The organism is Senegalia sp. (in: firmicutes) (assembly GCF_052088025.1).
In the GTDB taxonomy this organism is placed as follows: Bacteria; Bacillota; Clostridia; order Tissierellales; family SIT17; genus Anaeromonas.
The window spans coordinates 20,613-44,940 of record NZ_JBQCYD010000010.1; the positions used below are offsets into that span (position 1 = coordinate 20,613).

34 protein-coding genes and 1 pseudogene are annotated in these 24,328 nt (G+C 34.2%); all 35 read right to left on the bottom strand.

The features are described from left to right. Nucleotides 1–22: 22 nt before the first annotated feature. The 35 genes and pseudogenes from ACTHUW_RS03965 to ACTHUW_RS04135 all read right to left on the bottom strand — a co-directional run bounded on the left by ACTHUW_RS03965 (nucleotide 23) and on the right by ACTHUW_RS04135 (nucleotide 24,321). Nucleotides 23–199 (bottom strand): hypothetical protein, encoded by a 177-nt coding sequence (locus tag ACTHUW_RS03965; protein ID WP_442212566.1) that lies wholly within the window; start codon nucleotides 197–199, stop codon nucleotides 23–25. Between the two features lie 11 nt (nucleotides 200–210). Further along, the gene (locus ACTHUW_RS03970; RefSeq protein ID WP_442212568.1) at nucleotides 211–624 is read right to left on the bottom strand and encodes a hypothetical protein; all 414 of its coding nucleotides are present in this window, start codon (nucleotides 622–624) and stop codon (nucleotides 211–213) included. Nucleotides 625–943: 319 nt separating this feature from the next. After that, nucleotides 944–1,519 (bottom strand): annotated as a pseudogene (locus ACTHUW_RS03975) (major tail protein); the annotation flags it as partial. A 4-nt stretch (nucleotides 1,520–1,523) separates the two neighbouring features. Beyond that, nucleotides 1,524–1,865, bottom strand: a complete 342-nt coding sequence (locus ACTHUW_RS03980; protein WP_442212570.1) for a hypothetical protein — start codon at nucleotides 1,863–1,865, stop codon at nucleotides 1,524–1,526. Next, nucleotides 1,862–2,296 carry an HK97 gp10 family phage protein gene (locus tag ACTHUW_RS03985; RefSeq protein WP_442212572.1) on the bottom strand — a complete coding sequence of 145 codons (435 nt, stop codon included), beginning with the start codon at nucleotides 2,294–2,296 and terminating at the stop codon, nucleotides 1,862–1,864. Before ACTHUW_RS03985 ends, ACTHUW_RS03980 begins: the two co-directional genes overlap by 4 nt. A 4-nt stretch (nucleotides 2,297–2,300) precedes the next feature. Beyond that, entirely contained in the window at nucleotides 2,301–2,636 is a 336-nt protein-coding gene (locus ACTHUW_RS03990; protein ID WP_442212574.1) for a head-tail adaptor protein, read from the bottom strand. Then, complete coding sequence (locus tag ACTHUW_RS03995) at nucleotides 2,633–2,953, bottom strand: head-tail connector protein (protein WP_442212576.1); 321 nt, start codon at nucleotides 2,951–2,953, stop codon at nucleotides 2,633–2,635. The genes ACTHUW_RS03990 and ACTHUW_RS03995 overlap by 4 nt, the downstream gene beginning before the upstream one ends. 9 nt (nucleotides 2,954–2,962) lie before the next feature. Then, complete coding sequence (locus ACTHUW_RS04000) at nucleotides 2,963–3,184, bottom strand: Head fiber protein (protein ID WP_442212578.1); 222 nt, start codon at nucleotides 3,182–3,184, stop codon at nucleotides 2,963–2,965. Between the two features lie 8 nt (nucleotides 3,185–3,192). Continuing rightward, nucleotides 3,193–4,389: a phage major capsid protein gene (locus ACTHUW_RS04005; protein ID WP_442212580.1), complete on the bottom strand. Its 1,197-nt coding sequence runs from the start codon at nucleotides 4,387–4,389 to the stop codon at nucleotides 3,193–3,195. Nucleotides 4,390–4,402: 13 nt separating this feature from the next. After that, entirely contained in the window at nucleotides 4,403–5,092 is a 690-nt protein-coding gene (locus ACTHUW_RS04010) for a head maturation protease, ClpP-related (RefSeq protein ID WP_442212582.1), read from the bottom strand. Then, nucleotides 5,061–6,314, bottom strand: a complete 1,254-nt coding sequence (locus tag ACTHUW_RS04015; protein ID WP_442212683.1) for a phage portal protein — start codon at nucleotides 6,312–6,314, stop codon at nucleotides 5,061–5,063. The genes ACTHUW_RS04010 and ACTHUW_RS04015 overlap by 32 nt, the downstream gene beginning before the upstream one ends. Nucleotides 6,315–6,326: 12 nt before the next feature. After that, a complete protein-coding gene (locus ACTHUW_RS04020; protein ID WP_442212584.1) occupies nucleotides 6,327–7,919 on the bottom strand; it encodes a terminase large subunit in 1,593 nt (530 codons plus the stop codon). 23 nt (nucleotides 7,920–7,942) lie between these two features. Next, a complete protein-coding gene (locus ACTHUW_RS04025; protein ID WP_442212586.1) occupies nucleotides 7,943–8,416 on the bottom strand; it encodes a phage terminase small subunit P27 family in 474 nt (157 codons plus the stop codon). Nucleotides 8,417–8,469: 53 nt separating this feature from the next. Further along, entirely contained in the window at nucleotides 8,470–8,676 is a 207-nt protein-coding gene (locus ACTHUW_RS04030; protein WP_442212588.1) for a gamma-glutamylcyclotransferase, read from the bottom strand. A gap of 93 nt (nucleotides 8,677–8,769) precedes the next feature. Continuing rightward, on the bottom strand, nucleotides 8,770–9,228 hold the full coding sequence (locus ACTHUW_RS04035) for a gamma-glutamylcyclotransferase family protein (RefSeq protein ID WP_442212590.1): 459 nt from the start codon (nucleotides 9,226–9,228) through the stop codon (nucleotides 8,770–8,772). 121 nt (nucleotides 9,229–9,349) lie between these two features. Next, nucleotides 9,350–10,243, bottom strand: coding sequence for an amidoligase family protein (locus ACTHUW_RS04040; RefSeq protein ID WP_442212592.1), 894 nt, complete (start codon nucleotides 10,241–10,243; stop codon nucleotides 9,350–9,352). A 95-nt stretch (nucleotides 10,244–10,338) separates the two neighbouring features. Beyond that, the gene (locus ACTHUW_RS04045) at nucleotides 10,339–10,524 is read right to left on the bottom strand and encodes a hypothetical protein (RefSeq protein ID WP_442212593.1); all 186 of its coding nucleotides are present in this window, start codon (nucleotides 10,522–10,524) and stop codon (nucleotides 10,339–10,341) included. After that, the gene (locus ACTHUW_RS04050) at nucleotides 10,514–11,176 is read right to left on the bottom strand and encodes a virulence-related protein (protein WP_442212595.1); all 663 of its coding nucleotides are present in this window, start codon (nucleotides 11,174–11,176) and stop codon (nucleotides 10,514–10,516) included. Before ACTHUW_RS04050 ends, ACTHUW_RS04045 begins: the two co-directional genes overlap by 11 nt. 137 nt (nucleotides 11,177–11,313) lie before the next feature. Further along, nucleotides 11,314–12,546: a site-specific DNA-methyltransferase gene (locus ACTHUW_RS04055; RefSeq protein ID WP_442212597.1), complete on the bottom strand. Its 1,233-nt coding sequence runs from the start codon at nucleotides 12,544–12,546 to the stop codon at nucleotides 11,314–11,316. After that, a complete protein-coding gene (locus tag ACTHUW_RS04060; RefSeq protein WP_442212599.1) occupies nucleotides 12,536–12,973 on the bottom strand; it encodes a helix-turn-helix domain-containing protein in 438 nt (145 codons plus the stop codon). Before ACTHUW_RS04060 ends, ACTHUW_RS04055 begins: the two co-directional genes overlap by 11 nt. Nucleotides 12,974–13,425: 452 nt before the next feature. Continuing rightward, nucleotides 13,426–13,773: an HNH endonuclease gene (locus ACTHUW_RS04065; protein WP_442212601.1), complete on the bottom strand. Its 348-nt coding sequence runs from the start codon at nucleotides 13,771–13,773 to the stop codon at nucleotides 13,426–13,428. Then, nucleotides 13,745–13,966 carry a hypothetical protein gene (locus ACTHUW_RS04070; protein WP_442212603.1) on the bottom strand — a complete coding sequence of 74 codons (222 nt, stop codon included), beginning with the start codon at nucleotides 13,964–13,966 and terminating at the stop codon, nucleotides 13,745–13,747. Before ACTHUW_RS04070 ends, ACTHUW_RS04065 begins: the two co-directional genes overlap by 29 nt. Before the next feature lie 174 nt (nucleotides 13,967–14,140). After that, entirely contained in the window at nucleotides 14,141–15,235 is a 1,095-nt protein-coding gene (locus tag ACTHUW_RS04075) for a HigA family addiction module antitoxin (protein ID WP_442212606.1), read from the bottom strand. Next, nucleotides 15,216–15,554 carry a hypothetical protein gene (locus ACTHUW_RS04080; RefSeq protein WP_442212608.1) on the bottom strand — a complete coding sequence of 113 codons (339 nt, stop codon included), beginning with the start codon at nucleotides 15,552–15,554 and terminating at the stop codon, nucleotides 15,216–15,218. The genes ACTHUW_RS04075 and ACTHUW_RS04080 overlap by 20 nt, the downstream gene beginning before the upstream one ends. Before the next feature lie 172 nt (nucleotides 15,555–15,726). Continuing rightward, nucleotides 15,727–15,888: a hypothetical protein gene (locus tag ACTHUW_RS04085; RefSeq protein WP_442212610.1), complete on the bottom strand. Its 162-nt coding sequence runs from the start codon at nucleotides 15,886–15,888 to the stop codon at nucleotides 15,727–15,729. 105 nt (nucleotides 15,889–15,993) lie between these two features. After that, a complete protein-coding gene (locus ACTHUW_RS04090) occupies nucleotides 15,994–16,437 on the bottom strand; it encodes a DUF1492 domain-containing protein (RefSeq protein WP_442212612.1) in 444 nt (147 codons plus the stop codon). A 2-nt stretch (nucleotides 16,438–16,439) separates the two neighbouring features. Then, entirely contained in the window at nucleotides 16,440–16,643 is a 204-nt protein-coding gene (locus ACTHUW_RS04095) for a hypothetical protein (protein WP_442212614.1), read from the bottom strand. Then, nucleotides 16,643–17,044, bottom strand: coding sequence for a DUF7768 domain-containing protein (locus tag ACTHUW_RS04100; protein ID WP_442212616.1), 402 nt, complete (start codon nucleotides 17,042–17,044; stop codon nucleotides 16,643–16,645). Before ACTHUW_RS04100 ends, ACTHUW_RS04095 begins: the two co-directional genes overlap by 1 nt. Then, nucleotides 17,034–18,398, bottom strand: a complete 1,365-nt coding sequence (locus tag ACTHUW_RS04105; protein WP_442212618.1) for an SNF2-related protein — start codon at nucleotides 18,396–18,398, stop codon at nucleotides 17,034–17,036. Before ACTHUW_RS04105 ends, ACTHUW_RS04100 begins: the two co-directional genes overlap by 11 nt. After that, nucleotides 18,395–18,673 carry a VRR-NUC domain-containing protein gene (locus tag ACTHUW_RS04110; RefSeq protein WP_442212620.1) on the bottom strand — a complete coding sequence of 93 codons (279 nt, stop codon included), beginning with the start codon at nucleotides 18,671–18,673 and terminating at the stop codon, nucleotides 18,395–18,397. The genes ACTHUW_RS04105 and ACTHUW_RS04110 overlap by 4 nt, the downstream gene beginning before the upstream one ends. Then, entirely contained in the window at nucleotides 18,660–19,004 is a 345-nt protein-coding gene (locus ACTHUW_RS04115; protein ID WP_442212622.1) for a hypothetical protein, read from the bottom strand. Before ACTHUW_RS04115 ends, ACTHUW_RS04110 begins: the two co-directional genes overlap by 14 nt. A 261-nt stretch (nucleotides 19,005–19,265) precedes the next feature. After that, the gene (locus ACTHUW_RS04120) at nucleotides 19,266–20,807 is read right to left on the bottom strand and encodes a DNA primase family protein (protein ID WP_442212624.1); all 1,542 of its coding nucleotides are present in this window, start codon (nucleotides 20,805–20,807) and stop codon (nucleotides 19,266–19,268) included. Between the two features lie 109 nt (nucleotides 20,808–20,916). Next, entirely contained in the window at nucleotides 20,917–21,657 is a 741-nt protein-coding gene (locus ACTHUW_RS04125) for a hypothetical protein (RefSeq protein WP_442212626.1), read from the bottom strand. Between the two features lie 169 nt (nucleotides 21,658–21,826). Beyond that, nucleotides 21,827–23,776 carry a DNA polymerase gene (locus ACTHUW_RS04130; RefSeq protein ID WP_442212628.1) on the bottom strand — a complete coding sequence of 650 codons (1,950 nt, stop codon included), beginning with the start codon at nucleotides 23,774–23,776 and terminating at the stop codon, nucleotides 21,827–21,829. A gap of 5 nt (nucleotides 23,777–23,781) precedes the next feature. Continuing rightward, a complete protein-coding gene (locus ACTHUW_RS04135; protein WP_442212630.1) occupies nucleotides 23,782–24,321 on the bottom strand; it encodes a DUF2815 family protein in 540 nt (179 codons plus the stop codon). Nucleotides 24,322–24,328: the final 7 nt, after the last annotated feature.

The following is a 24,328-nucleotide window of genomic DNA, read 5'->3' on the forward strand; positions in this document are numbered from 1 at the left end:
TATATTTGAAGTGCCATCAGATCTACAATCCATATGGAATTACATCATCAATAGATATATCTCTCTTAGGTTTTGAAATACCAATAAACTGTTTATGGCATTCCCAAAGATCCATTAAGTATCCCATAGGCATTAGCCATACTTCTTTTTCTTTTCTATTTAAATGAGCTGTTCCAAAATAAATAAGTCGAGTAAACAATTCCCCATCGCTTACTCGACTACTTCGTTTTTTGATTCTTCACTCTTTATATCCCTCTTTGTTCCAACTATCATACTATTCATAATGGCATTTTTGTAATTTGCTAAATCAAATGGTGTAGTTAAAAGTTCTACTTCTTCCTCAGTTAATAGTTCTTTTTTTTCTTCTTTATTCTTTAGATTGTGAATCTTAATAGACTGATTTGAAAGAAGTGTAATAAGCCATACAACTTCATCAATTGCGAGCTCAAAGTTCTCAGATTTCATTAACTTTTCACCTAAATTTTCAAGTCCCCCGTATCTTTTAGATATCTCTTTTGTAGCTTTGGTGGTAAGGATCATTTTAAATTCCCTTCCACCTATATTAATATTTGTACTTCTATCTTCTGCTGCTTCATCAAGTGTTAATTTATTTTCTTCTACCATTTAAACCCCTCCATTAAGATACTGTTACTGTTGCTACATCAGTTGTTACACTTGTTGTACCATTTGAGTTTAATTTGCAATAATAGTAATAAGTGTCTGCTAAAAGATCAGTTGGAATATCAAAGCTTGCTGATGTTTCTCCATTTATTTCAGTTCCTCCCGTAGAACTATTTGTCGTATTTTCATACCACTGATAAGTTACTGGATCACTTGTATTTGTAGTTGCAACAACAGATAGACTTCCTGTAATACTTCCAGCTGTAACTTCAGTTAAACTTGCTGGTTGAGTTGTAATCGTAATTAGTGGAGTTATTGGTGTAAAGTCTGGTTCATAGACCTTAGTAAACCAGCTGGTTATTGTAGATACCGCTACCCCATTATCTCCTTCAGTTACTTCTGCTTTCCAAGGATGCTTATTTTCTGTATCTAGTTTGTTTCTTCTAAATACTGCACCTTCTATAACTGGACTAGAAAAAGTAATAGAGTCCCCTTTAGTTGCAAGGCTTGTAGCTGGAACGCTAAACATTACTCTATATAACCAGAAATATCTATACTTTCCATTTGCCTTCTTTGCTCTAAACCCAATAGCTACTGGATTTCCTCCGTCTTCACTTCTTGATACTACTACATTATTACTATCTATCTTACATCCCGTTAAATCTTGGGCTACTAAAGAACCTATATCATCGATTCCAAGGGTTAAGGCTCCACTTTTAAATTCTTTCACTACTTCAGATGCACCATCATCAGCATAAAGAATTGCTTCAATTAGCTCTACACTTAGTTCCGCTGTCATGGCTTTTGCTAGAACCTTAGGTGTCGAGTATGTCTCTATTCCATTTTCATCTTCTGTTATTTTTGCATAATATAGACTGTCAAGTCCTATTGTTGCCATTTAATCATACCTCCATTTCATATTGTTTCATTACATCTATAGCGTAATGAAAATATTTTGTATCACTTTCAAAACCTACATACTGCTGACCCGTTACGGTAATGTCATTATTTAATAGTAGTTTTGTTATTTCTTTTTTTCTTTTTATATAGTTATTTTTAGTAAATAAAGAAATCCTTGCTTCTGATATTTCACTGTGGGCCTTGTCATTTGCATATAGGGTTAATCTATCTACTACGGGAGTTAGGACAATATATTCATCTGGTGGTGTTTCTGAAAAAGTTCCGGTTTCTATTGAGATCTTTAGAGGATTTAATATTGTATTTATGTCTTTTAATAAACTCATATCTTTTCTATCTCCTTATCAAGTGCAGTCTTCATAGCCTCTATACAAGGTTTTCTTGATTGTGACTTTGTTGTTTTTAACCAAGGTTTAGGAGGTTGACCAGATTTTCCGTATTCTATAACTGCAGCTTTAAGTGCATTTGATACACCTTTACTATCTTTGCTTTTAGGCGCTCCAACTCTTAACATCCAGTTACCTTTGTTGTCTTGCTCTGGCTTTGTGCTTTCAATAGCTTTTAAAAGTTCCCCAGTAGACTCTGAAGGTTCTTTTGTACCCTGACCAATTCTAAGTGATAGATTATTCTTTGCCTTTTCTACTGCAGGCTCAGCTCCCTTTTCAAGTACTCTTGGTACAATATCATCCAATTTATTATTCAACCCAGAGACTTTTTTCAGAAAATCTTCAGGCATTTTAAAAGATGCTTTTGCCACATTATCACCCCTTTGAACCAGTAATCTTTTCAGCTAACGCTTCAATATACATTCCTTTGTCTCTTATATCATCTACGCTTATAATGTTATATTTAATTCCTTTACTCACAATAAACTGATCTGTTGTAATATCTATGTTTGGAGGTTTTCTGAACTGGAACATTGTAGTGGCCTTTGTAAAACTTGCTCTATTTTTCCACATTTCACTTCCATGTCTTTCTTCTTTATATGCTCTTACTTTAACTATCAAATTAGGTTTCTCTTTAGAAAACCCCTCACTATCTTTAACTACTTTTTCTTCATATATATCAATTAAGCTTTGCATCTTACCAAAACTCATATGACCACATCCCGATTTAAATGAAGAAGCATATTAACCACTTTCCATACTTGATTACTTGCATCTACTTTATCCTGGAAAAAGCCAGCAGTACTACCATCTCTACTTTCATAGAAGTGAGACGATAGCATTATGACAGCTTGTTCTGTTGTAGGATCCATTGGGTTTTCTTTATAAAATCCTGATGGCTTTTTCTGATAGTTTTCTGCATAAGATATGGAAGCTCCTATAAGACTTAAAATAAGATCATTATCTTCATTGTGATCTAGTATTAAGTTCTTTTTAACCCTTTCAAGTAAAGCCGTCATAATGCTCATCCCCTTTCTTTACTCCATATCCATAAGCCCTGCATATTTTAACTTTTCAAGAAGTAAATTAAAATCTGTCTTTAGTTCTGCTACTGTTGTAGCTGTGCTATCAGGTTGAGCTGCTGCTCTAATTAAAGGCTTACCGTTTAATAGAAGTACCCCTGTTTCGGTTACTTCAAGTACTCCATTTACAATCCACTTTTCTCCGCCACGTTCTTTATAGTTCTTTATATTACTCATCTAACCACCTAGGCTTTCATCTTTAATATTTTAATAGCTTCAGGAAGAATTAGTTTTCCATCTACTCTTTGACTTGCTTTAAACCCTACTTGACCAGTTGCTGCAAATAACTCATTAAGTCTTTGGAAAGATCTACCTTGTCTATCTGCAACCCAATAATATCCAAAGTCACCAAAAGCTATAGGTTTAGTTCCTGCTTGAGCTGTTGGAATATAAGACGAAGTCTTTACTGGCCTATTAAGAATAGTATCTGGCTCTCCTGCTTTTATTGAAGGAACCCATAGATACTGTCCATTTCCATCTTTTAGTTTTCTAATTTCTTTTACAGTTGAATCATTCATTACAAATGTTGCCTTTTTTCTATATGGAGATTTTAGAGAATAGAATAAATCTAGTATCTCATCAAGTTTTATAACAGATTGAGTAGCAGCTGTTACACCAATTTCTCCTCCACCAGTTGTATTAAATATTCCAGTAGGTTTTCCTACTCCATCCCCAATAAAGAATGCTTCTTCTTCCTTAGATCCAATACGTCTTGCAAATTCTTTAGCAATATATCTCTCTAAATTAAAAACACTATCATTAAGGAGTTCTTCTGAAACCTTAATCATAGTGGCTAGTTTGTATGCACCTATTGAAACTTGTGTGAAAGCATCATCTGATTCTGGGATTGCACCTTCTTCATCAACCCATGATGCAGTACCCTTTGAAGCTACTACTGGTATTTTTCTATCTCCTGATGATGTAGTTATTACTTTAGCAAGTTGTCTAAAGATATTCTCTTCAAGAAGTCCTTCAACTAATGTCCTTTCAAACTCATCTGGAACTAAATATCCTCCTTCACTATCTGTTCCTATCTTTAGTGTGTTTTTAATCTCATAGTTATCCTTGTTTCTCATTTGATTCCAGAAAGCCTTTTTATACTCATCAGATGCTCTTCCTGTCTTCTCATCATCTATATTGTTATTTGGAGTATTTCTTATTGGATTTGAAGTAGGCTTTGATAGTTCTAAATCCACCACTGCTTGTCTTTCAAGTCTTTCTATTTCCTTACCAAGATTTACTACATCAGCTTCCATTCTTTCATAAGTTTCAGTGTCTTCTCCTGAAAGCATTCCATTTTCATTTCTTCTTGAATCTAAAAAAGCCTTGGTAGACTCCCAAAGCTTAGCTCTCTTTTCTCTTAATTCAATTATTTTATTCAAATTTATCCCTCCATTATTTTATTAGATTTAATCTTTTTTCTAACTCTTGATGTGTTGTACCAGTATTAATTATTGGTTTCTCTTTTTTGGGTAGCCTATCAAGTAGTGAATTTACAGCTACCATATTACTAAATGTCAAACCTTCTACTTCTTCAGGTTCTTCTTCTTTTGAAAACATTATATTGTCTACAAATCCAAGTTCTATTGCCTTTTTAGCATTAAACCAACTTTCTGCATCCATTAGATTAGATAGCTTAACTCTTGAAAGCCCAGTCTTTATTTCATAAGCATTTATTATGCTTTCTTTTACTTCTGATAACATAGCTTTTGCTTTTTCCATTTCAAATGCATCTCCAAAAGCCATAGTTAGTGGATTGTGGATCATCATAAGACCAGTTGGTGAAATCTGAACTTCTGTTCCAGCCATAGCAATTACTGATGCCGCACTAGCTGCGATTCCATCAATCTTTACAGTAACATCTCCCTTATACTCCATAAGCATGTTATATATCTGTGAAGCTGCTATACAATCTCCACCTGGGCTGTTGATCCATACAGTAATATTTCCTTCTCCACTATTTAATTCATCCTTAAATATTTGGGGTGTAACTTCATCTCCATACCAGGTTTCCTCAGATATTACTCCATTTAGAAAAAGTGTTCTTTCATCTTCATTCTTTATCCAGTTCCAAAACTTCTTCATCTTCATCACCCCCAGTTTTATCTTTTACAAATGCTCCAACTTCTTTAAGTTTTAGCATATTTCCATTAACCATATATGTGTCTCCTCCTTCTCCTTCAGGAATAGGATTCATGTTTTCTAGTCTTCTTACATCATTTGGAGACATAAAACCATTTTGTATGCCAGTTGCATATCCTTGCATTCTTGAATTATAGTCACCTCGAAGAAGCCCTTCTACTACAAAGCTAACAAAGTATTTTTTTCTTTCAGAATCGGTAAATAAAGCCTTATTTATAGACTGCTCTATTCTGACCAACCAAGGCCTTATTGTGTGGACCACAAAGCTTATCGATTGATGTTCTATATTAGAAAATGTAGCCTTATCCAGACTTGCTACCAAGTGAGGTGGGACTCTAAATATCCTGCATATCTCTTCAGTTTGAAACTTTCTAGTTTCAAGAAACTGTGCCTGTTCTGGAGGAATGCCTATAGATTGAAACTTCATACCCTCTTCTAAAACTGCTACTTTATGAGAATTAGAACTTCCTTGATATACTGCATTCCAGCTATCTCTTACTCTAGCTGGATCTTTTACAACCCCAGGGTGTTCTAACACACCGCCTGGGTTTGCTCCATTTGAAAAGAACTTAGCTCCATATTCTTCAGTTGCTAGTGCCATTCCAATAGTGTTTTTAGCCATAGCAATTGGAGAATATCCAATAAGACCATCAAATCCTAGGCCTGGAATGTGTAAAACATCGTGAGAATGAAGGATATATTCTTCTCCATTTTTATTATAAATGTAGTAAATATCACCATTTTCACTTCTATTTACTGTCATCTTATCTGGCATTAAGGGATAAAGTGCTATTACTTTTCCTCTTCCATCACGAATAATCTGTGCATAGGCATTTCCCCATAATAAAAGATGACCCATAAGTGTTTCTCTAAACACAAATGAAGTCATCTCAGGGTTTGGTGCATCTGAAAGCAGATAGTATATTGGGTGGTCTCTTGCTTTTTCCTTACCATCAGCTTTCGATTTATATGTGTGTAAGGGTAGTGAAGCTATTGTTTCAGCTAGTATTCTAACACAGGCATAAACTGCTGTTGTTTGCATAGCTGTTGTTTCATTTACAGTTTTTCCACTAGTAGTAGATCCAAAGAAAAAACTATATGTGCTTCCAAAGAAGCTATTTGTCGGTTTGTCTCTTGCTTTAAACAATCTTGAAAATATTGATATTTTGATCACCTCCTATAGTACAAGTATCCCTCTTTCATCATACACACTCCCGCCATTATTTCCTTCATTCCTTATAGCTCTATCAAGTGCCATGATTGTAGCTACTGCACCGTCTATCTTCTCGGTACTTTTTTCTTTATCTGGCTTTATGTTTCCAGCAGGATCAGTTTTTATATAAATATTATCCATCATCCATCTTAGTACTGGGTTTCCTCCATGAGATAGTTTCTTTTCAAGTGTTAGCTTCATAAGTTCTTTAGTAGGCGGACTCATATCCTTATACCCTTGACCAAATGGTACTACAGTAAAACCCATGCCATCTAGGTTTTGTGTCATCTGAACTGCTCCCCATCTATCGAAGGCTATTTCTCTAATATTATATTTAGTTCCAAGTTCCTCTATAAAAGTTTCAATAAATCCGTAGTGAACTACATTTCCTTCTGTTGTTTTAATATATCCTTGCCTTTCCCAGGTGTCATAAGGTACATGGTCCCTTCTCACTCTTAGTCTTAGGTTTTCCTCTGGTATCCAAAAGTACGGAAGAATAATATAATTTTCATCTTCAGTCCTTGCTGGAAATACTAATACAAATGCTGTTATATCTATTGAACTTGAAAGGTCTAATCCTCCATAGCAAATTCTACCTTCAAGTTCTTCTGGATTAACTGGTAAGTTGCATAAATCCCATTTTTCCATAGGCATCCATCTTACAGATTGTTTTACCCATTGATTAAGTCTAAGTTGGCGGAATAGGTTCTCCTCTGCTGGGTTTTGTTTAGCATTCTCACAAGCTATAGCCATCTTTTCTTCAGGTACAGTAACCCCCAGTGAAGGATTAGCTTTTCTCCAAACTTTAGGATCAGTCCAATCTTCATCATCTTTTGCTCCGTATATTGTTGGATAAAATGTCTGGTCATGTTTTCTGCCTTCTATTATATCTTCTGCCTTTTGATGTATTTCAAATCCAATACTATGTCTATCATTTCCTGCTGTAGTTATTAAGAAATTAATAGGTTGCCTTCTTGCATCAGCAGCACCATGAGTCATTACATTAAACATTTCCCTATTGGCAACATGTGTCTCATCGAATAATACTGCATGAGGGTTTATACCATGTTTTGAAAATGCTTCACTAGATAATACTTGATAAAATGAGTTCATAGCAGGATACACTATTCTCTTTTGAGATGCTACTATTTTAAGTCTTTTCCTAAGTGCTGGGGAAAGTCCTATCATATCTACTGCTACTTGATATATTAAACTGGCCTGTGCTCTATCTGCTGCACAGCTATAAACTTCAGCTCCCCATTCCCCATCTGCAAGTAACATATATAAAGCTATGGCTGCTCCCAGTTCAGTCTTACCTTGTTTTTTAGGTATTTCTACATACCCTGTATTAAACTGCCTGTATCCATCTTCTTTTATTACTCCAAACAGGTTACGAATTATTTCTTTTTGCCATGGTAGTAATATAAATGGCTTGTTATGCCACTCACCTTTGGTGTGTTTTAAATTTTCTATAAAATTTATTACATACTCTGACTTTTCACTATCATAATAAGATGTGGGTAGCATAAATTTAGTTGGAATAAATTCTTCATTCATTATACTTCCACCTCCTAAAATGTTTATTTATCAACTACTCTAAGCATTTTTTCCATTGGATCATAGGCTTCACTTCCATTATCAATAGACAATCTACTTCTTGATGATGGAGTGAGTCCAAATTGCTCGGAGAATTTATTCATAGCTTTCATATATGTTTGGGCGATGGATACTTGCGGCACTTGTTGCCAATAGCCTGATGGTGTTTTTACTATAGTTCCATGTTTAGATATAAATTCTTCAGCTTCTTTCCATCTAGCATAAGCTTGACAGTAACCAGCAAAAGAAGCCATATCTACTTCAGTTAATATTCCTAGATGCTCTAATTGTTTAGCTAGTCTTTTCCATTCTTTCTTTGCTTCTGGTTCAAGCCATGTTGGGCATCTTGGCGCTTTCTTTTCAGGCTTTGGTTCCTTTTCATTAAGTGCTCTTTTTCCTGGATTTCCTTCAAGTTCTTTTATTGCAGTAGGCTTTGGTTTCCTTCCTCTTGTAGCCATAAGTATCACCTCCCAATCAAAAAGAAGCCCAACTTTGGACTCCTTTGTATGTTCTATTTTCCTATTCCTTTAAAATTGTATTTTCCTTTCTTTACTTCTTCTGCTTCAGCATCTCTAGCTTCTTCATATCTTGGATCTTTGATTTCTTTGTCTTTACACTCTAAGCAGATGCAATCTTCATTAAACATTGACATTATCCTTCCGCTTTCTAAGCTTTTTCTGCATCTGTCACGATATTTCTTGCTAAAAAACTTATCCAACTAAACACACCTCCCCGGTCTTTGATTCGAATAATTCAAAGGGTAATTGCCCCTAGACCTTTTTTAACAGCCGTCACGTGGGAAACTGTGGGCTTAGACTTTCTTTGATTTGCTTGTTTCCAAGGCTTTATCAAGATATTTTAAGTTAAAATCAAAACCTTCATATCCTTCTTTTACAGCTTCAAGATATCTTTTACTTGGAAGGTTTAAATGAATTCTGTCTTTCATTTTGTTAGTCATAATATAAGCAAAAGCTTCTATTAATTCACCCGTTTCAAGTTCTACTGGAATATTTTCTTTATAGTAAAAGTTTGGATATCCTTCATACCTATCTAGTTCTTTTTCATCACTAGGCTGTACCTCCCAGATTACTACTGGCACTTCTTTATCTACTTTAGGTTCTATAGTTAAATATGCATTTCCAGGTGAACCTTTAAAAAGCAATCTATATCCTTTAAGAATTCCCTTTCCATAAACCTTTGCTGTCCTGCAGCGGTACTCCATTTGCTTTAGATTTAAGTTAGATCCATAAGCTATATACAATCTTTTCACCTTTATCACCCTTTCATATTCCTTTACTGCCCAACAGTTTCGCCTGTGTTGGCTTTATATCTTGCCTTGGTATAAAACTACCCTTCTTTAAGTCTTAAGAGGGGTTTCCCCCTCTGTGGCTTTAGGCTAGTTCCTGAAATCTCCACGCTGCACTTCCTTCTAGGTGCTTGCAAAGGTGGTCTCTCGGGTTTTTAAATTCTTTTCCTATAAAGCCAATTCTATTAAGCCAAGTTCTCATTGCAAATTTTGGGTTGTCTATCTGTGGCTTTTTACTGCTTGCGAATTTTTGGGTTAAAGCTTGGTTATTCATTGCCAAGGATAAAAGGATGTAGCTTCTTATTTTTCCTGCGTGAAGATTTCCATTAAATCCCCTAAGTTCTACTGTCCCTACTCCGTTGAAAAAGCTGTGTAGGTTTAGGAAGTGGTATCTGCTATCATGGTAATGCCTGCCTCTGCCACCATAGTAACCTTCGTACCAAATATCCTCTATCTCTTTAAAAGTTTTAGGTTTTTTCTTGTTCATCTTTTGGACTAAAGTCTCATCCATTTTTCTACAGTATCTTATTCTTTCTTGTTTTATCTGTAGGCTTGTATATAGTAGGTCGTTTCTTGAATAAATTATGTTCATAAAATTTCTAAGGCTTCTTGGGCTATGGTCTCTGCCGTTTAGGTGTATGTGTATGCCTGTAGTGGAGTTTGGAAATCCTCCAGCCTTTCTTAGTTTTCTTGCCATCTCTTGTAGAGTGTCTATGTCTTTTTCATAGGTTAAGATTGGGCTTACAATTTCTACGCTGTATTCTCTTCCCGCTGTTGTCCTAGTTCCATTTACTTTTCTTTGACATCTCAAGCTTCCATCATAAACTATACTCCAAGTTCTTCCTTCGTTATCACTTACCCTAAAGTTTCCACCTTGTCTTCGTGAGCTTCCTTGTAGATGTTCGGCTATTACTTTTGCTGCTTTTTCTCTTGTGATTCCTGTTAGTTCAATTTCAATCCCAAATTTCCTTGTAAGCATTGTATTTACCTCCTTCTGGTGTGTTTTTCTTATGTACATATATCACTCAGAAGGAGGTAAATAGCAAGTACTATTTTTTAAATAAACACATTATCTTAATATATTTCTACATATTCACTTATTGTAGCTAGCGCTTCTAGATATGATTTTGAACTTGTTACTCTTTTAATCATTTCATCTGCATTTTCTTTTAAGTCTGCTTCTTTTAGTGTTTTATAAGCAATGCCCATTAAATTAAATATGTTTCCGTCTTCTCCTATTAATTTGCACTTAGGCTTCATCACTTTCACCTGGCTTTCTAAAAGCAGAATTTCCTGAAAGATTTTTAAGAAGTTCTTTTCTAGCTTCTTTATATTCATCACCTATCATCCCAAGCCTCATAAGCCATGCTCTAAAGGTGTATTTTTCATTATCTGTATTTACTGGCTTTTTAGAAGCATACTTTAATTCCTTTGACTTCTCGTTTAGAAGTCCAAAGAATAAGGTTGCAGATCTAGCTAAATCTGTTTTTATTGTAAATATGATGTTTTCATTTTCAATTCTTATGTTTTCACTTTCTAGTGTAGATTTAAATTCTTCTAGTGAATCTATCTTATTAAGCTTTTCTATGATTTCAGTTTCTAATATATCTTTATCAAGTTGAAATGACTTCTTAATTAATACTTGTCTGCTGTAAATCATATTGACTAGATTTTTTAAAGTGTTTTCATTATATCCTTCTAGCGGAATAGCTATCTCTACAGTAGTAGCAGTTTCTTCTGCTGGGTTTAGAATTTCTTCTAGCTCCACTTCTTCGCCTGTTCCGTTTTTAATTTTTCCTTCTCTACCTACTATGAATTCTCCAACTTGGTATGAGAAACTTGGTACTCCCAGATATTTAGGTTTTATGCCTAGATGTTTACCTATGGTTTTAACTTTTTCTTTTCTATCCATTTCAAACCCTCCTATATTTTTGTTACTTACATATATCACTCAAAGTCATGTATTAAGCAAGTTATATTTTAAAATACATCGAGGGTTTATAGGAAAGTTAAATTTAAAAGCCACACAGGGCAAACTGTGGGCCCCGATTACTCATTGTTTTTTATAACTTCACTGTATTTAATTTTCTTTCCGTCTCTTAAAAGATATACTTCCTTTTCTGTCCCTACTTTTTCTATATACCTTTTAACAATTACATCTGTATATTTCTCATCAAGTTCTATAGTATGGCATATTCTATTAGTTTCTTCACAAGCAATAAGTGTAGAACCACTTCCTCCAAAGGGATCTAAAACTATACAATTACTCATGCTACTATTTTGTATTGGATAAGCACACAGTGCTACTGGCTTCATTGTTGGATGTAGTTCATTCTTTGAAGGCCTATCGAAATTCCATATTGTACTTTGCTTTCTATCAGAGTACCATCTATGTCTTCCATCTTTTCTCCAGCCAAAAAGAACAGGTTCATGTTTCCACTGATATGGACTTCTTCCAAGAACTAGACTTTGCTTGGCCCAGATACATACTCCAGAGAGATAAAACCCAGCATCTATAAAAGCTTTTCTAAAATTAAGTCCTTCTGTATCTGCATGAAATACATATATTGAAGCATCCTTTTCCATTACATTAAACATATTTTTAAAAGAAGATAAAAGAAAACTATAAAAATCTTTATCTTTCATATCATCATTTTGAATTGTCCCAGCTTTAGATTCATAGGCAACATTATATGGGGGATCTGTTACTGTTAGATTTGCTTTCTTTCCATCCATTAAAATTTTATATGTTTCTTCATCTGTACTATCACCACAAATAAGTCTGTGCCTACCGAGTAGCCATAAGTCTCCTTGCTTAGATATTGCCGGCTCTTTTAATTCTTCATCAACATCAAAATCATCTTCTTCAACATCTTTATCATGAAGCTGACTAAACATCTCATCTAGTTCTGGTGGCTCAAATCCAGTAAATTCTATATCGAAATTTGAATCCTTTAAATCATCAATCAAATCTTTTAATAGAGCTGCATCCCAAGATCCGCTGATTTTATTAAGAGCTATATTCAATGCCTTCTCTTTCGTTTTATCTATTTCAATTACTACACAATCAACTTCTGTAAAACCTAAATCTCTTAATACTTTTAATCTTTGATGCCCGCCAATTATAGTATCATCCGAGTTTATTATTATTGGATCTACATATCCAAACTCAGTAATACTATTTTTTATTTTTTCATATTCTTTATCTCCAGGCTTTAAATCTTTTCTCGGATTGTACTCAGCTGGTGTTAATTTATTTATATCTCTTTTTTCAAATTTCATTTTCTTCACTCCAAAATCTATATTTTATGTAGCAATCATGGCTACAGAATTTTCTTTTCTTATTTCCATAAACACTAAATTCTTCTCCGCAATAAAGGCAAGTGTGTTTATATGTTGAAGCTTCTCTTTGAACTGTTTTATCTTGATTTTCTTTCCACCAAGTTCTCCTGCATTTATCTGAACAGTATTTTCTAGGTCTACCTTTATTTTTGACTTTCATAAATTTACCGCAGTTAAGACAGAGAAGTTTTTTATCTTTCATCACTTCGATATTTAAACTAACTATCTTCCCATTTCCACCTAAGTTATTTCTTCTGCAAAAGGATCTAACTGTATCTCTGGTTAACCCTAGCATAGTTCCTATGGCTTTATATCCTAGACCTTCTTTTCTTAATTTGTATATTTCTTGTCTTTCATAATCAGTCATAAGAATTCACTTCCTATATTTGTGTAAATATATATAAGCATAAAAAGCTCATAGCCTATGGGGTGTAAAGGCTACAAGCTTTTTATGGAGTTTTTTTATACTATTTGGCAAAATAAAAACCACTATCAAATGTAGTGGTTACAATACTTACAGATATATTTTTTATATTTTCTACACCCCCACCCCTTTAATTGTGCGAAATCACACGCGTTAGGGGGCGGCGGTCCTGATGTGTTAAAGTTGTAGAGATTAGATACCCCCTACCCTAGAGAGTTTTTAGTTTCGCCAAATAGTATAGCAAAAGTGATACACTTTATTAGATTTTTAATACTATTACGCGTAAATAAAAAATAATTATAAGTCTATAATCATTGTAACTACTGATGTATAGAGGTTTGTTTTTAATATATTATTTGATTTGAACCCCCAGTGAGGAGGGTTGTGTTTTGTTTTTAGTATTTATATTCTTCATACCTATCCTCTGTCATCGTCTTCTTATCATGGCAGCTCTTACATAAGGCTTGCCAGTTACTTTCATCCCAGAATAGTTTTTTGTCTCCTCTATGTGGAGTGATGTGGTCTACCACTGCAGCTTCAATAAGTTTACCATCTTCAAGGCACTGGACACACAGTGGATTAGCTTTAAGAAATCTTCTCCTAGCTTTTCTCCATCTACTATCGTATCCTCTCCTTCTTGCACTCTTTCTTTCATATAGCTTCTTATGTTCCTCACAGAATCTCTTGTCAGTTAGTTCAGGACACCCTGGATGCTTACAAGGTTTCAGTGGTTTTCTTGGCATTTGATTTCACCTTCCTTTTTCCATGAGGACATCCCGACCACGATATTCTTTTAAGCTTCCCTCCGTTTGGTGTTGTATTTAATAGGGCCTTATGGTACTGGCTCTTGGGGTTACTACATTCATATGCATCCCACTTTGAATCTGATGCGTCTTTATCTACTTTAGCAAACCTACATGATATGCATTTAATCATAAGCTACCTCCTAAAATTGGGCATAGAAAAAGCCCTAAAGCTAAATGCTCTAAGGCTTGATGTTATAAAAAATACGAGTTGGTGCAGGCACCCTCTCGCGAAAAACTATTAAGTTTTTGTTCCATACTATTTTATCATTTTTAATGCTTATCTCTGTCTTTATTTAAATCATTGTCACTGAACTTTCCCAATAATATCGTTTATATCAAATGGGGGTATTAATTCTCGATGATGTTGATAGCCTACATATTGATCATATTGTAATCTACCTAGTAATACAAAGGGAGCTATCCCAATCTCCTCTGAGTATTCAACTATATTACTTTTTAATTTACAATTATAGTTATCGATAAAAAACCTATACTGTTCCTCTGAAATCAAGTAATTACGGGCTTCCAAATCAGCTTCATCTTCTTGTTTGTCATTATCATAGCTAATATGAGATTTCTTGCCTGAATGGTTAATTAAATGAGCTAGCTCATGAAATAAAGTAAACCAAAACCCATCTGATCTTTTTCCCATTCCACTTAAAGCTAAAATTGCTTTATCATTTCTCCAGATTGTAGCTCCACATATATATGTTTTAGGAATATAAGGTATTAAAAGTAAAACTATGCCACATTCAGCACATAATCTTTGCATTTCTGGGAAAAATTCATCCGGTTGTTTCATAGTCATTTCTCTAAATATTGGTATTAAACTTTTAAGCTTTCTTCTATTAAACTTATCTACATCAATATTTAATGCTTCTGTCTCAGCTCTTCTTATCCAAGCTAATACTCCCAAATCAGATATTTCCTTTATCTCCTTCTGTTTTCTAAAAGCAACACTATATGAAGGTTCCACAGAGCCTAGTTCAGCAACACCAAAGAAGCTCCTACAATTAAATACCCTTTCTCTTCTATCTGATGTTTCTTTTACCCATCCAAATTCACTCATCTCTTTATATGGTATATCTTTTAATTTATTTAAATCATCCGTTAGCTTCTCTTGTTCTTCTAATCTAGCTTTATTTAATTGATAGTTAGTTTCTAAGTTCATCCAGAATTGTGCACTTGGCCCTATAACTGATTCTAACTTTAGAGCTGTATCATAGGTGATTGGAGCATTACCATTAAGAATATTACTTAAATGCTTTGTTGTTATATCTAATCTAGCTGCTAATTCTTTTTGATTCATACCTAAAAAAACCATATTCTCTCTGATAGTTTCTCCTGGAGCAATAGCAATAGTAGGTATAAAATTATTATTATCTTTTTTGTTTGCCATGGTAATCAGTCACCTCCTCAATTCTTACGATATCAATACTCTTTAATTCATTTAAATCTCCATTTTCTCCTAGAATAGGTTTAATAACTAATCTAAAAGGGTGGACTAAATTTATAGCATATTCATCTGATCTTGTTCCCTTTAGCCTATGAAGTCTAGCCGATGGAATATACTGAATATCTAATAAGCTAGTTGCTGCTAGTAATTCTGATACTCTTTGAGTTAGCTTTATTCCAATATCTTTTCCATATTGCTTCTGTGCTTTTTTAGGATTTTCGCACTGTTTTTTAAGCTTTTGTGTTCTATATTCTACTTTCATTATATGTTATTATACCCCCAATGTCAATAAATTATTAACCTATCAGGTTATTTTTTGCATTCCGATTCTAAGGTTATAATAACAATATACTATTAATCGATACTTTTTACAAATAAAATATCTTTTTTTGAAGAATAAACACAGAAAAAGCCCTAAAGCAAATTCTCTAAGGCTATCCATATCTTTCTTTTTTTATTCTTTTATAGACTTCTTTTAATTCTGGTGGCATCTTCTTATAAGATTCCACCATTCGAATATGATATTTACAGTATGTGCTGTGCCTTTCAGCTTCCATTCTGCATCCATCATATTCACATATCCTTATCTTTTTCACTTCTATCGCTCCTATAAAAAAATAGCCCGACAGAATTAACTGGGGCTATTTGAATATCAATTATTAATTTTCTATACATCTTTACACTTTATACTATAACACTCATCAACCCCTCTGTCTAGTCGCATTAGGTCGCATTTTTAAAACCTCATCAACCTCCTTTAAAGCTTTCTTATGGTTTCTAAATACCGTACTTCTATCGTACCCCATAGCTGTTACTATATCTTCCCACTCTTTTCCTGTTATATATCTCATTTTAAGAATTAATCTATATCTTATATCCTTTACCTGTTTAATAGTTCCTGTTATTTCCTTTTTCAAATCAACATATTCATCTATGTCATCATTTATCTCATTACTTAAGTCTATTAGTCTTACAGTTGCATCTTCCATAGAGCTTATAGTAACTTTTCCTCCTGATACCTTTTCCTGAGTAAAATCTACAGTAGTCCTTTTAGCTAGTGCTTCTATTTCTTCTTTTTGCTCTAGCTTATTATTTATAACTCTATTAAGCCATAAAGCTTGAGATAGATATTCTTTAGCCTCCATAGCTACACCTCCAAATGAGTACCATAGTATTTCTCGGTGATATGCTCTTGTTTCTCCTTATCTAAGGACTTTATTCTTTTAATAACTTCTTCTTCATCTATTTTTAATTGTTCTTTGGTTTTATAAAATCCGCATTCTATTCCTCCACATTTTCTAATTTTTAAAGCTTTACATCTACCAATCTTATAAGCAAAACAGTTCTCCATTATCTATCTCCTCCTATAGGTCTACAGTGTATATCATGGTATCTTATTGGTATTTTCATTTCTTTAGCTTTTTCTATTTCTATAGACATTCCTGTAGATATTCTACTTCCAAACACCCATAATTCCTGACACTTTGAAAGAAGTATCAGTCCCATTTCAAGTCCTAGTTGTCTTTCTTCATGCACGTCCTCATTTAAAAATCTAGGATACATGAGATGTGGTATTATTGGAACTTGTCTTTTACTTGTAGCGTATCTACCGTATCTTTTAGCTCTTATTGTGTTTACCTCAATATCTCCTTTATACGGACTACATATAAATACTATTTTCTTTTCATTTTCTATATTTTTTATAGCTTCATGTGCTGTTGGATCTAAATATCCTTCATTGTTATATAACATTTTCTTTTCCCCCTATTCTAGCTTTTACAGCTTTTAGTAGTTCTTCTTGGTTTATATGCTTTTTATCAAGTGCTCTCATTACATCTTCATCAACTGTTCCTTTTGATATTATGTGATGAATTATTACATTTTCCTTTTGTCCTTGTCTATGCAGTCTTGCATTGGCTTGTTGGTACAACTCTAAGCTCCATGTAAGTCCAAACCAGACTATAATGTTTCCTCCAGCTTGAAGATTAAGTCCATGTCCCGCTGAAGCTGGATGTGTTAGCATTACTTCTACTTTTCCTTTATTCCATTCATCAATATCTTTTCTAGTTTCAAGAACTCTTACATTTTTTAAGTGATCTTTAATTCTATCTTTATCATGCTTGTACGAATAAAAGATTAATACTGGTTTTCCATTAGCAGCTTCTATTAATTCATCTAGTGCTTTAAGCTTTTCATCGTGTATTACTTCTACTTCTCCATCCTCGTCATAGATAGCACCATTTGAAAATTGTAAAAGTTTATTAGTAAGTGCTGCAGCATTATTTGCTACTATGTCCGTTTCTTTAAGCGGTAGAAGTAAGTCTCTTTCAAGCCTTTTATATTTCTCTTTTATCTTTTCAGGAAGACTAATTTCTATTTTGTTATTAATTCTATCTGGCATATTGAGATAATCTTCAGCTTTCATGCTTACACATATATCTGATAGCTTTTGGTGTATTTCTTCTTTAGCATATTCTCTTGGCTTGTATGAAAAGACTACGTGTTGGTTTCTCTTGTCTGGTAAGAAGTATTTATCCCTATAGCTTGTTACAGTTCTTCCAAGTCTCTCCCCACCATCAAGCAGGTAAACTTGAGCCCATAGATCCAGTAGACTATTTGGACTTGGGGTTCCAGTAAGGCCCACTACTCTTTTCATGCAAGGTCTAATTTTCTTTAATGCTTTAAATCTTGCAGCTCTATGAGATTTAAAACTTGATAGTTCATCTATTACTACCATGTCAAATGGCCAATCTTTACCAAGCATATCTACAAGCCATTTCACATTTTCTCTATTTATAATATAGATGTCAGCCTTTGCATTAAGTGCTTCTATCCTTTTCTTTTTATTTCCAAGCACCTTTGATATTTTAAGGTCCTTTAAATGATCCCACTTATATAATTCAGCATCCCAGGTAGATTCTGCTACTCTAAGTGGTGCTATTACTAAAACTTTTGCTATATCAAAGTAATCAAACATTAAATCAAATATAGCTGTTAGAGTAATTACTGTTTTTCCTAAGCCCATATCTAAAAACAGACCTGACTTTTTATTTTCTATTATAAAATCTTTAGCAAATGCTTGATAGCTGTGTGGCTTATATTTCATCTCATCACATCCCGGAGGAATTCATCTATTCTTTTATATGAATCTATTACATAGACTTTAAATCCTAAGTTTTCTAGTTGCCTTTTTCTTTTAAGTTGAAGGGGTCTTAAGGTTTTACCTGGTGCTTTTAGTTCTACAAAGTATAATCTGCCTCCCGGAAGAAGCACCAGTCTGTCTGGTACTCCACTCATTCCAGGAGAGGTGAACTTTAAGCTAATACCACCAAACTTCTCTACTTCCCTTTTTAGTCTTTTTTCTATTTTACTTTCTAACATTTTTATCGGGCCTTAATACCATAGGAAGCCAGCGTTCAATCTTGTAATCTCTAATATTCTTGGCCACTGGTATTGTTAGTCCATTACCATCTATAAAGTAGATTAGTGTATGAGTAGTTTGAAGGCATATATCTCTATTTGTAACTATTTCTTCTAATATTTCTACAGCTTCCTCACTCCACTCTGCCCATATAACTAAGTTGTGGTATTTTGGATGTCTGATAACTTTACTCCCTTTATAGTCAAATTTATGTTCATCAAATATCCTTTCTACCTCTAGAAAACTTACAAAATCGTCTTTGAATATCTTTTCTATAATCTTATCTATCATTATTTTATTTCCTCCTCATTTCAAATGGGTAGACGGTGGACAGGGTTTAAAATTATTTATATATAACCCTTGTTTATAGAATCTATATACTCTCTATACTCTTATATTTCTTTTTTTATCTAATAAGTATAAAAAGGTGTCCACCTCGTCCACTATATTGATAAATGAACATTTGCCTTGTCATTTTTCTTGTCCACCTACCCGTCCCCAGTCGTCCACTTTTAATAATAGGGGTGGACGGGTTGACAGATATTTTTTAGGCTAGTCGTCCACTATTTCTCCAAAAATATCATCTATTTTATTATCTAGTTTTAAGCCCCTCCACCTTCTTGGAGATGTTTTTCTATACTCTCTTACAGATGGATAGACAGTCATTAATTTACTATTAAAGTTAGATTGATTAATTGGGTAATTCCCCCAATCACCACATTTTCTTCTATACGCGTCATATAAGTCTTGTTTTCCTACCATTTCATCTTCATCTTTAATGCAGTATTCTTTTAAGAATTTATAGACACTATCACTCTTTTCTCTATACTCTTCATTCATACTTTTAACTGCCTCAACATCTGAGAAGTCATCTTTCATTCTTAATCTTTTAAGACCATTTATAGCTTTTAAAAGCAATCCTTCTAGTTCTTCTTGTCTGAATAGTGTTTTTCTTAATTCTCTATCATTGAATTTAGTATTAAAAGGAACAACAATCCATCTTCTATGGTATCCTTCTGAATTATCATTTGATGTTGGAAGCTCATTTGCACTAAATACAAGCTTTGCTCTATTACAAAATCCAAAGGGCTGCCTATGCTTTCTTTCTGCTTGTATCCTATCTCCCGATGTTAGCATTTTAAATAGAGATGAATCTTCTACCCTCCTGTTTGGAATATCTGCATAGAGATTTACCATTTTCCCGTAAAGCTCAGCTGTTAAAAATCTATTTTCTGTTAAGGATTGAAGTGCTATATTTGATGTGTTCTTAGCCCCAAACAATTCTCCCATTAAAGCTATTAAAGTTCCCTTTCCGTTTCCACCTTCCCCATAAAGTAGAAAAGTGGCTTCATACTTCATACTTGGTATTAAACAGTAGCCAAGCATTTCTTCAATTACAGGTATGCTGTCTTTTGCTACTGAGTTTAGAAACTTATCTATTGCAGGACACTTTGCATCAGGATTATATTCTACTGGTAGCTGTATAATTGTTTTAAGTTCTGGTGTATGAGGTGTAAACTCTAAGATCTCAAGGTTTAACAAACCATTTTTTAAGTTTAAATATTCTCCAGTAGAAGTTGCTTCATCTGGGTCTACTTCAGTTACTGTATTTTTTATATAATTTAAGGTTTCATTTAACCTATTAGTTTGAAACTCTGATTTTAAAGCATTAGTTGTTTCTTCTCTAAATACTCTGTCACCCTCCACATATTTTCCATCTTTATAGATATATAAATCCTCTTGTAATACCATCACTTCATGCTGCATTAAGAACCAGTTAGCCAGATGCATTGATATGAACTTTTTCTTTTCAAAGAACATATCTAGAGGATTTACCTCTATCCCTTCAAAGTCTTTTTTCATAGCATTTAATCTTTCATTGTCTAATGTCTTTACTACCTCTTCATCTTTTTCAGCAAATTCCTGCATTTCAAGATATGAAGGCATCCTTACTATTGGTGTTCCGTCCTTAGCATCTATATCTAAATCACCAAACTTATGAAGCCTTACAAGATCAAAAGCGTTACAAAGTTTTCCGCTTATGGGGTCTGTTCCATGATTGGAGTATGCAAAGTCTCCATTCCCATATATCACAAGTCCCCCTGCTGAGCTTCCTTCTATATACGTGTATCTACTAGGGGTAGAGCAAGGAGTATAAACGTCTTTAAGATACTTTTCTATTACATCTACTACGTCATAAGTCCTACAGAATGCCCCCTACTATTCCCTTCTTTTCTCTTGGGTTTCCTTGCTTGTCTGCTTCTCTTTTTCTCTTTGCTTTGGTTCTTGAACTCTCTGGCCAATAAGATGAGTCAGTCCAGTCTTCATACCTTTCTAAAACTTCATCTGGATCTATCCATTCTTCATCTAATATTTTAAATACATACTTTCCATCACTTGAGGTACTAGGCCAGTACATTAACCTATGCGGCTCATAAGTTGTATCATCAAAGAAATCTATACCAAGATCAGCTGCAATCCTTCTTGAAACTGCTCCGTATTCATCTGGAGATATTGGCCTTTTTAGAGGAATTACAAGTCTAAGTCTAGGACTTCTGAAAGTGTGAGAATGAGTAGAATACATCACACAGCCATATCCAAACATAGTCTCAACTCCTGCCCAAAGATCGCCTTTTACAAAGTCTGCATCTAGAGTTACAATTTGTCTCCAGCCTACGTTGTCAGCTTTTCTTCTTCCTCCCTTTAGAGATCCACCTACAAAACCACCGACATCTTTTATTTCATCTTTCTTTGATTTACTCATCTTCTTATATTCATCATAGGTTTCTATAGTTCTTTGGGTTTTACTTAACTTTTCTACTAACACTGACCATAGCATTTCTTGGTTTTTCCAGTTCATTTCTTTTCTGCTTCTTCCTACTGCTATTGTAAGGAGATGGTCATGTTTTAGCTTATTGATTGGTTTTCCGCTGGGCTCAACCACTGGCATCTACTCCTTTCTTAGAAGTTTATTAAGGCCTAGCTTAGCCCCTTTCACATTTCCTGAAAGGGCCTGGCCTTTTAGTGTTTTTATAGTTTGTTTATGAAGTTTACCTCTGTATTTCTTTAAGTGCTTTATAAATTCAATGGTTTCTCTATCCACCCATATCACCTTAATCCTTCTTGTAATATTCCGACTCAAATCCTTCTGCTCCTAAAGGAAGTCCTGGAGCCCAAGAAATACTCTCTCCCATAACAGCTTCCACTTCTTTAAGACTTCCTTTATCCTTTGGAACATCTAGTATCACTTCGTCATGCACATGGAATACTGTTTTGTATCCATACTTTTCAAGCCTTATCATAGATTCTGCTAAGCAATCACGAGCTATAGCTTGTATTATATTCTCGGTCAATTTCCCACCATATGTGTCTACTCTGCCCCATTTTCTAGTTCCAGGCATTATGCCTTCAAAGGTTAATTTGTCTTTATTAAATCTTTCATCTATTTCTATTCTTGGTCGTGCGTAGGCTAGACTTCTACCTGATGGAAGTGCTATAAATAGAATTCCACTTTTATATAGGAATTTAAGCCCATACTGCATATTTACAACTGTTCTTTCCTTCACTGCTTTTATTGCTGCAGCGCCAATGTCCCACCAAAGCTTTACTATATTTGGATTGGATCTTCTCCAAGTATCTACTAATGGTTTAAGTTCACCTTCAGCTAACCCCATATCTATTGCACCCATAGCTTTAAGAGCTCCAACAGATCCTTGATAACCAAGAGCTAATTCTGAAATTTTTCCCTTTCTCCTTAGCTCACTTTCCTTTGTTATATCTTCTATTGGAACCCCAAACATCTGAGATGCTGATGCTTCATATATCTTTCCATGACTGTTAAATACATCTATTCTCCATTTCTCTCCTGCAAGCCAAGCTATAACTCTTGCTTCAATAGCCGAGAAGTCTGATACTATAAATCTAGAATTTTCTGATGGAATAAAAGCTGTTCTTATAAGTTGAGATAATACATCTGGTACTGAATCAAAGAGTAGTTCTAAGGCTTCATAATTTCCTTCAAGTAATAGATTTCTTGCTAGATCTAAATCACTCATATTATTTCTAGGGAGGTTTTGTGGATTTATAATTCTTCCTGCCCACCTTCCGGTTGATGCCCCATAGAACTGTAAGAGTCCTTTTATCCTTCCATCACTACACATTGCCCTATCCATAGCTTCATACTTTTTAACTGAAGTTTTAGACATATCTTGTCTTAGCTCTAATACTCTTTTTGCTTTAGGACTTATATCTTTCTCTAATAGTTCTGATACTGTGTTTTTTGTTAAGCTGTCTACTTCAAATCCTGTTTCTACTCCAAGCCATTTTTTTAGTTGCATTGGACTATTTGGGTTATCTAGTTTTGTTAGTTCTACTGCTTCTTCGTATATTTTCTCTTGGTATAAAGAGTCACATTCCATTGCATTTTCTACCAGTTCTTTATCTATTTTTACTCCTAAATCATTTATCTTTTGGTCTAAGAACCATAGGTTTAATTCACTCTTTGTCATTGGGAAGTTATCTAACTTTTTTCTAATGCTTCTTTCAACTTCCACGTCCCTCTTACAATACTTTTTAAACAGATCCCACTTTTCTATATCATGCTTTGGTAGGTTTCTAGTTCTTCCTCCATTAGCCTTTGTAGCCTTACAGGGGATTGAAAAGTATCTTATTAAGGCTTTCCCCTCATCCATCTTTTGTGACTCGAGTCTTAGTGTTCTAGCTACTCCTTTAAGGTTTCCAGGTAGTCCTAATGATAAAGAATGAACCATACTACATCTCCACTGTTCTGGTGGTATTTCTTTTTCAAGGTGTTTTGATATACATGCTCTTTCAAATGCTGCATTAAATGCGGTTTTAATTACTTCTTTATCTGTTACTGCTTCTATCACATCAGTGGGTATTTTTTCTCCCTGTACTAGGTCTACTATTTTTATTGGCTCTTCATCAAATGCATATCCAAATAATAATATTTCAAAGTCATCTGCTTCAGTGTAGCTGAAGACCCCAGAAGTTCTGAGGTCTATACTACTATATGTTTCAATATCTATTGCTAAAGTTTTCATATCCACTACCCTAGTAAGTCGTCTTCATCATCAAATGCCGAGAAGTCATCTTCAGCTCTTGCCTTGCCACCTAAAGGCTCTCCATCTTCTAACTTTTGGATATTATGAAGTGCAAAACTTACTCCAGTTGACCCATTAACTGAATATGGAAATGCAACTATACTAGCTCTACCATAGCAACCTGAATAAACTTCCGATGGATCTAATATTGGATTGACATCTTTATCTACTACTCCTGGCTTAGTCTTTGAATTTACATTTAAAAAGTAGCTCTTTTTATAAGCTGCATCATCTGGTTTGTCTATATCTCCATCTCTTAGAGGAATTCTGAAATTAGCACTTTTACCAAACTTTGTACCATATCTTGATACGCCTTCCTTGGTAGCTTTCTCTATTGCCTTTTCTATTTTTTGTATTGTAGCTGTGTCTCCTTTTGGTATTATTAGAGAAACCGAATACTTCTCATCTCCTCCAGCTATACCTGCTTTTGGTGTAAATAAATTTGCATAACTTAATCTCGCTTTTCCAGTAACTATCTTTGTCATAATAATC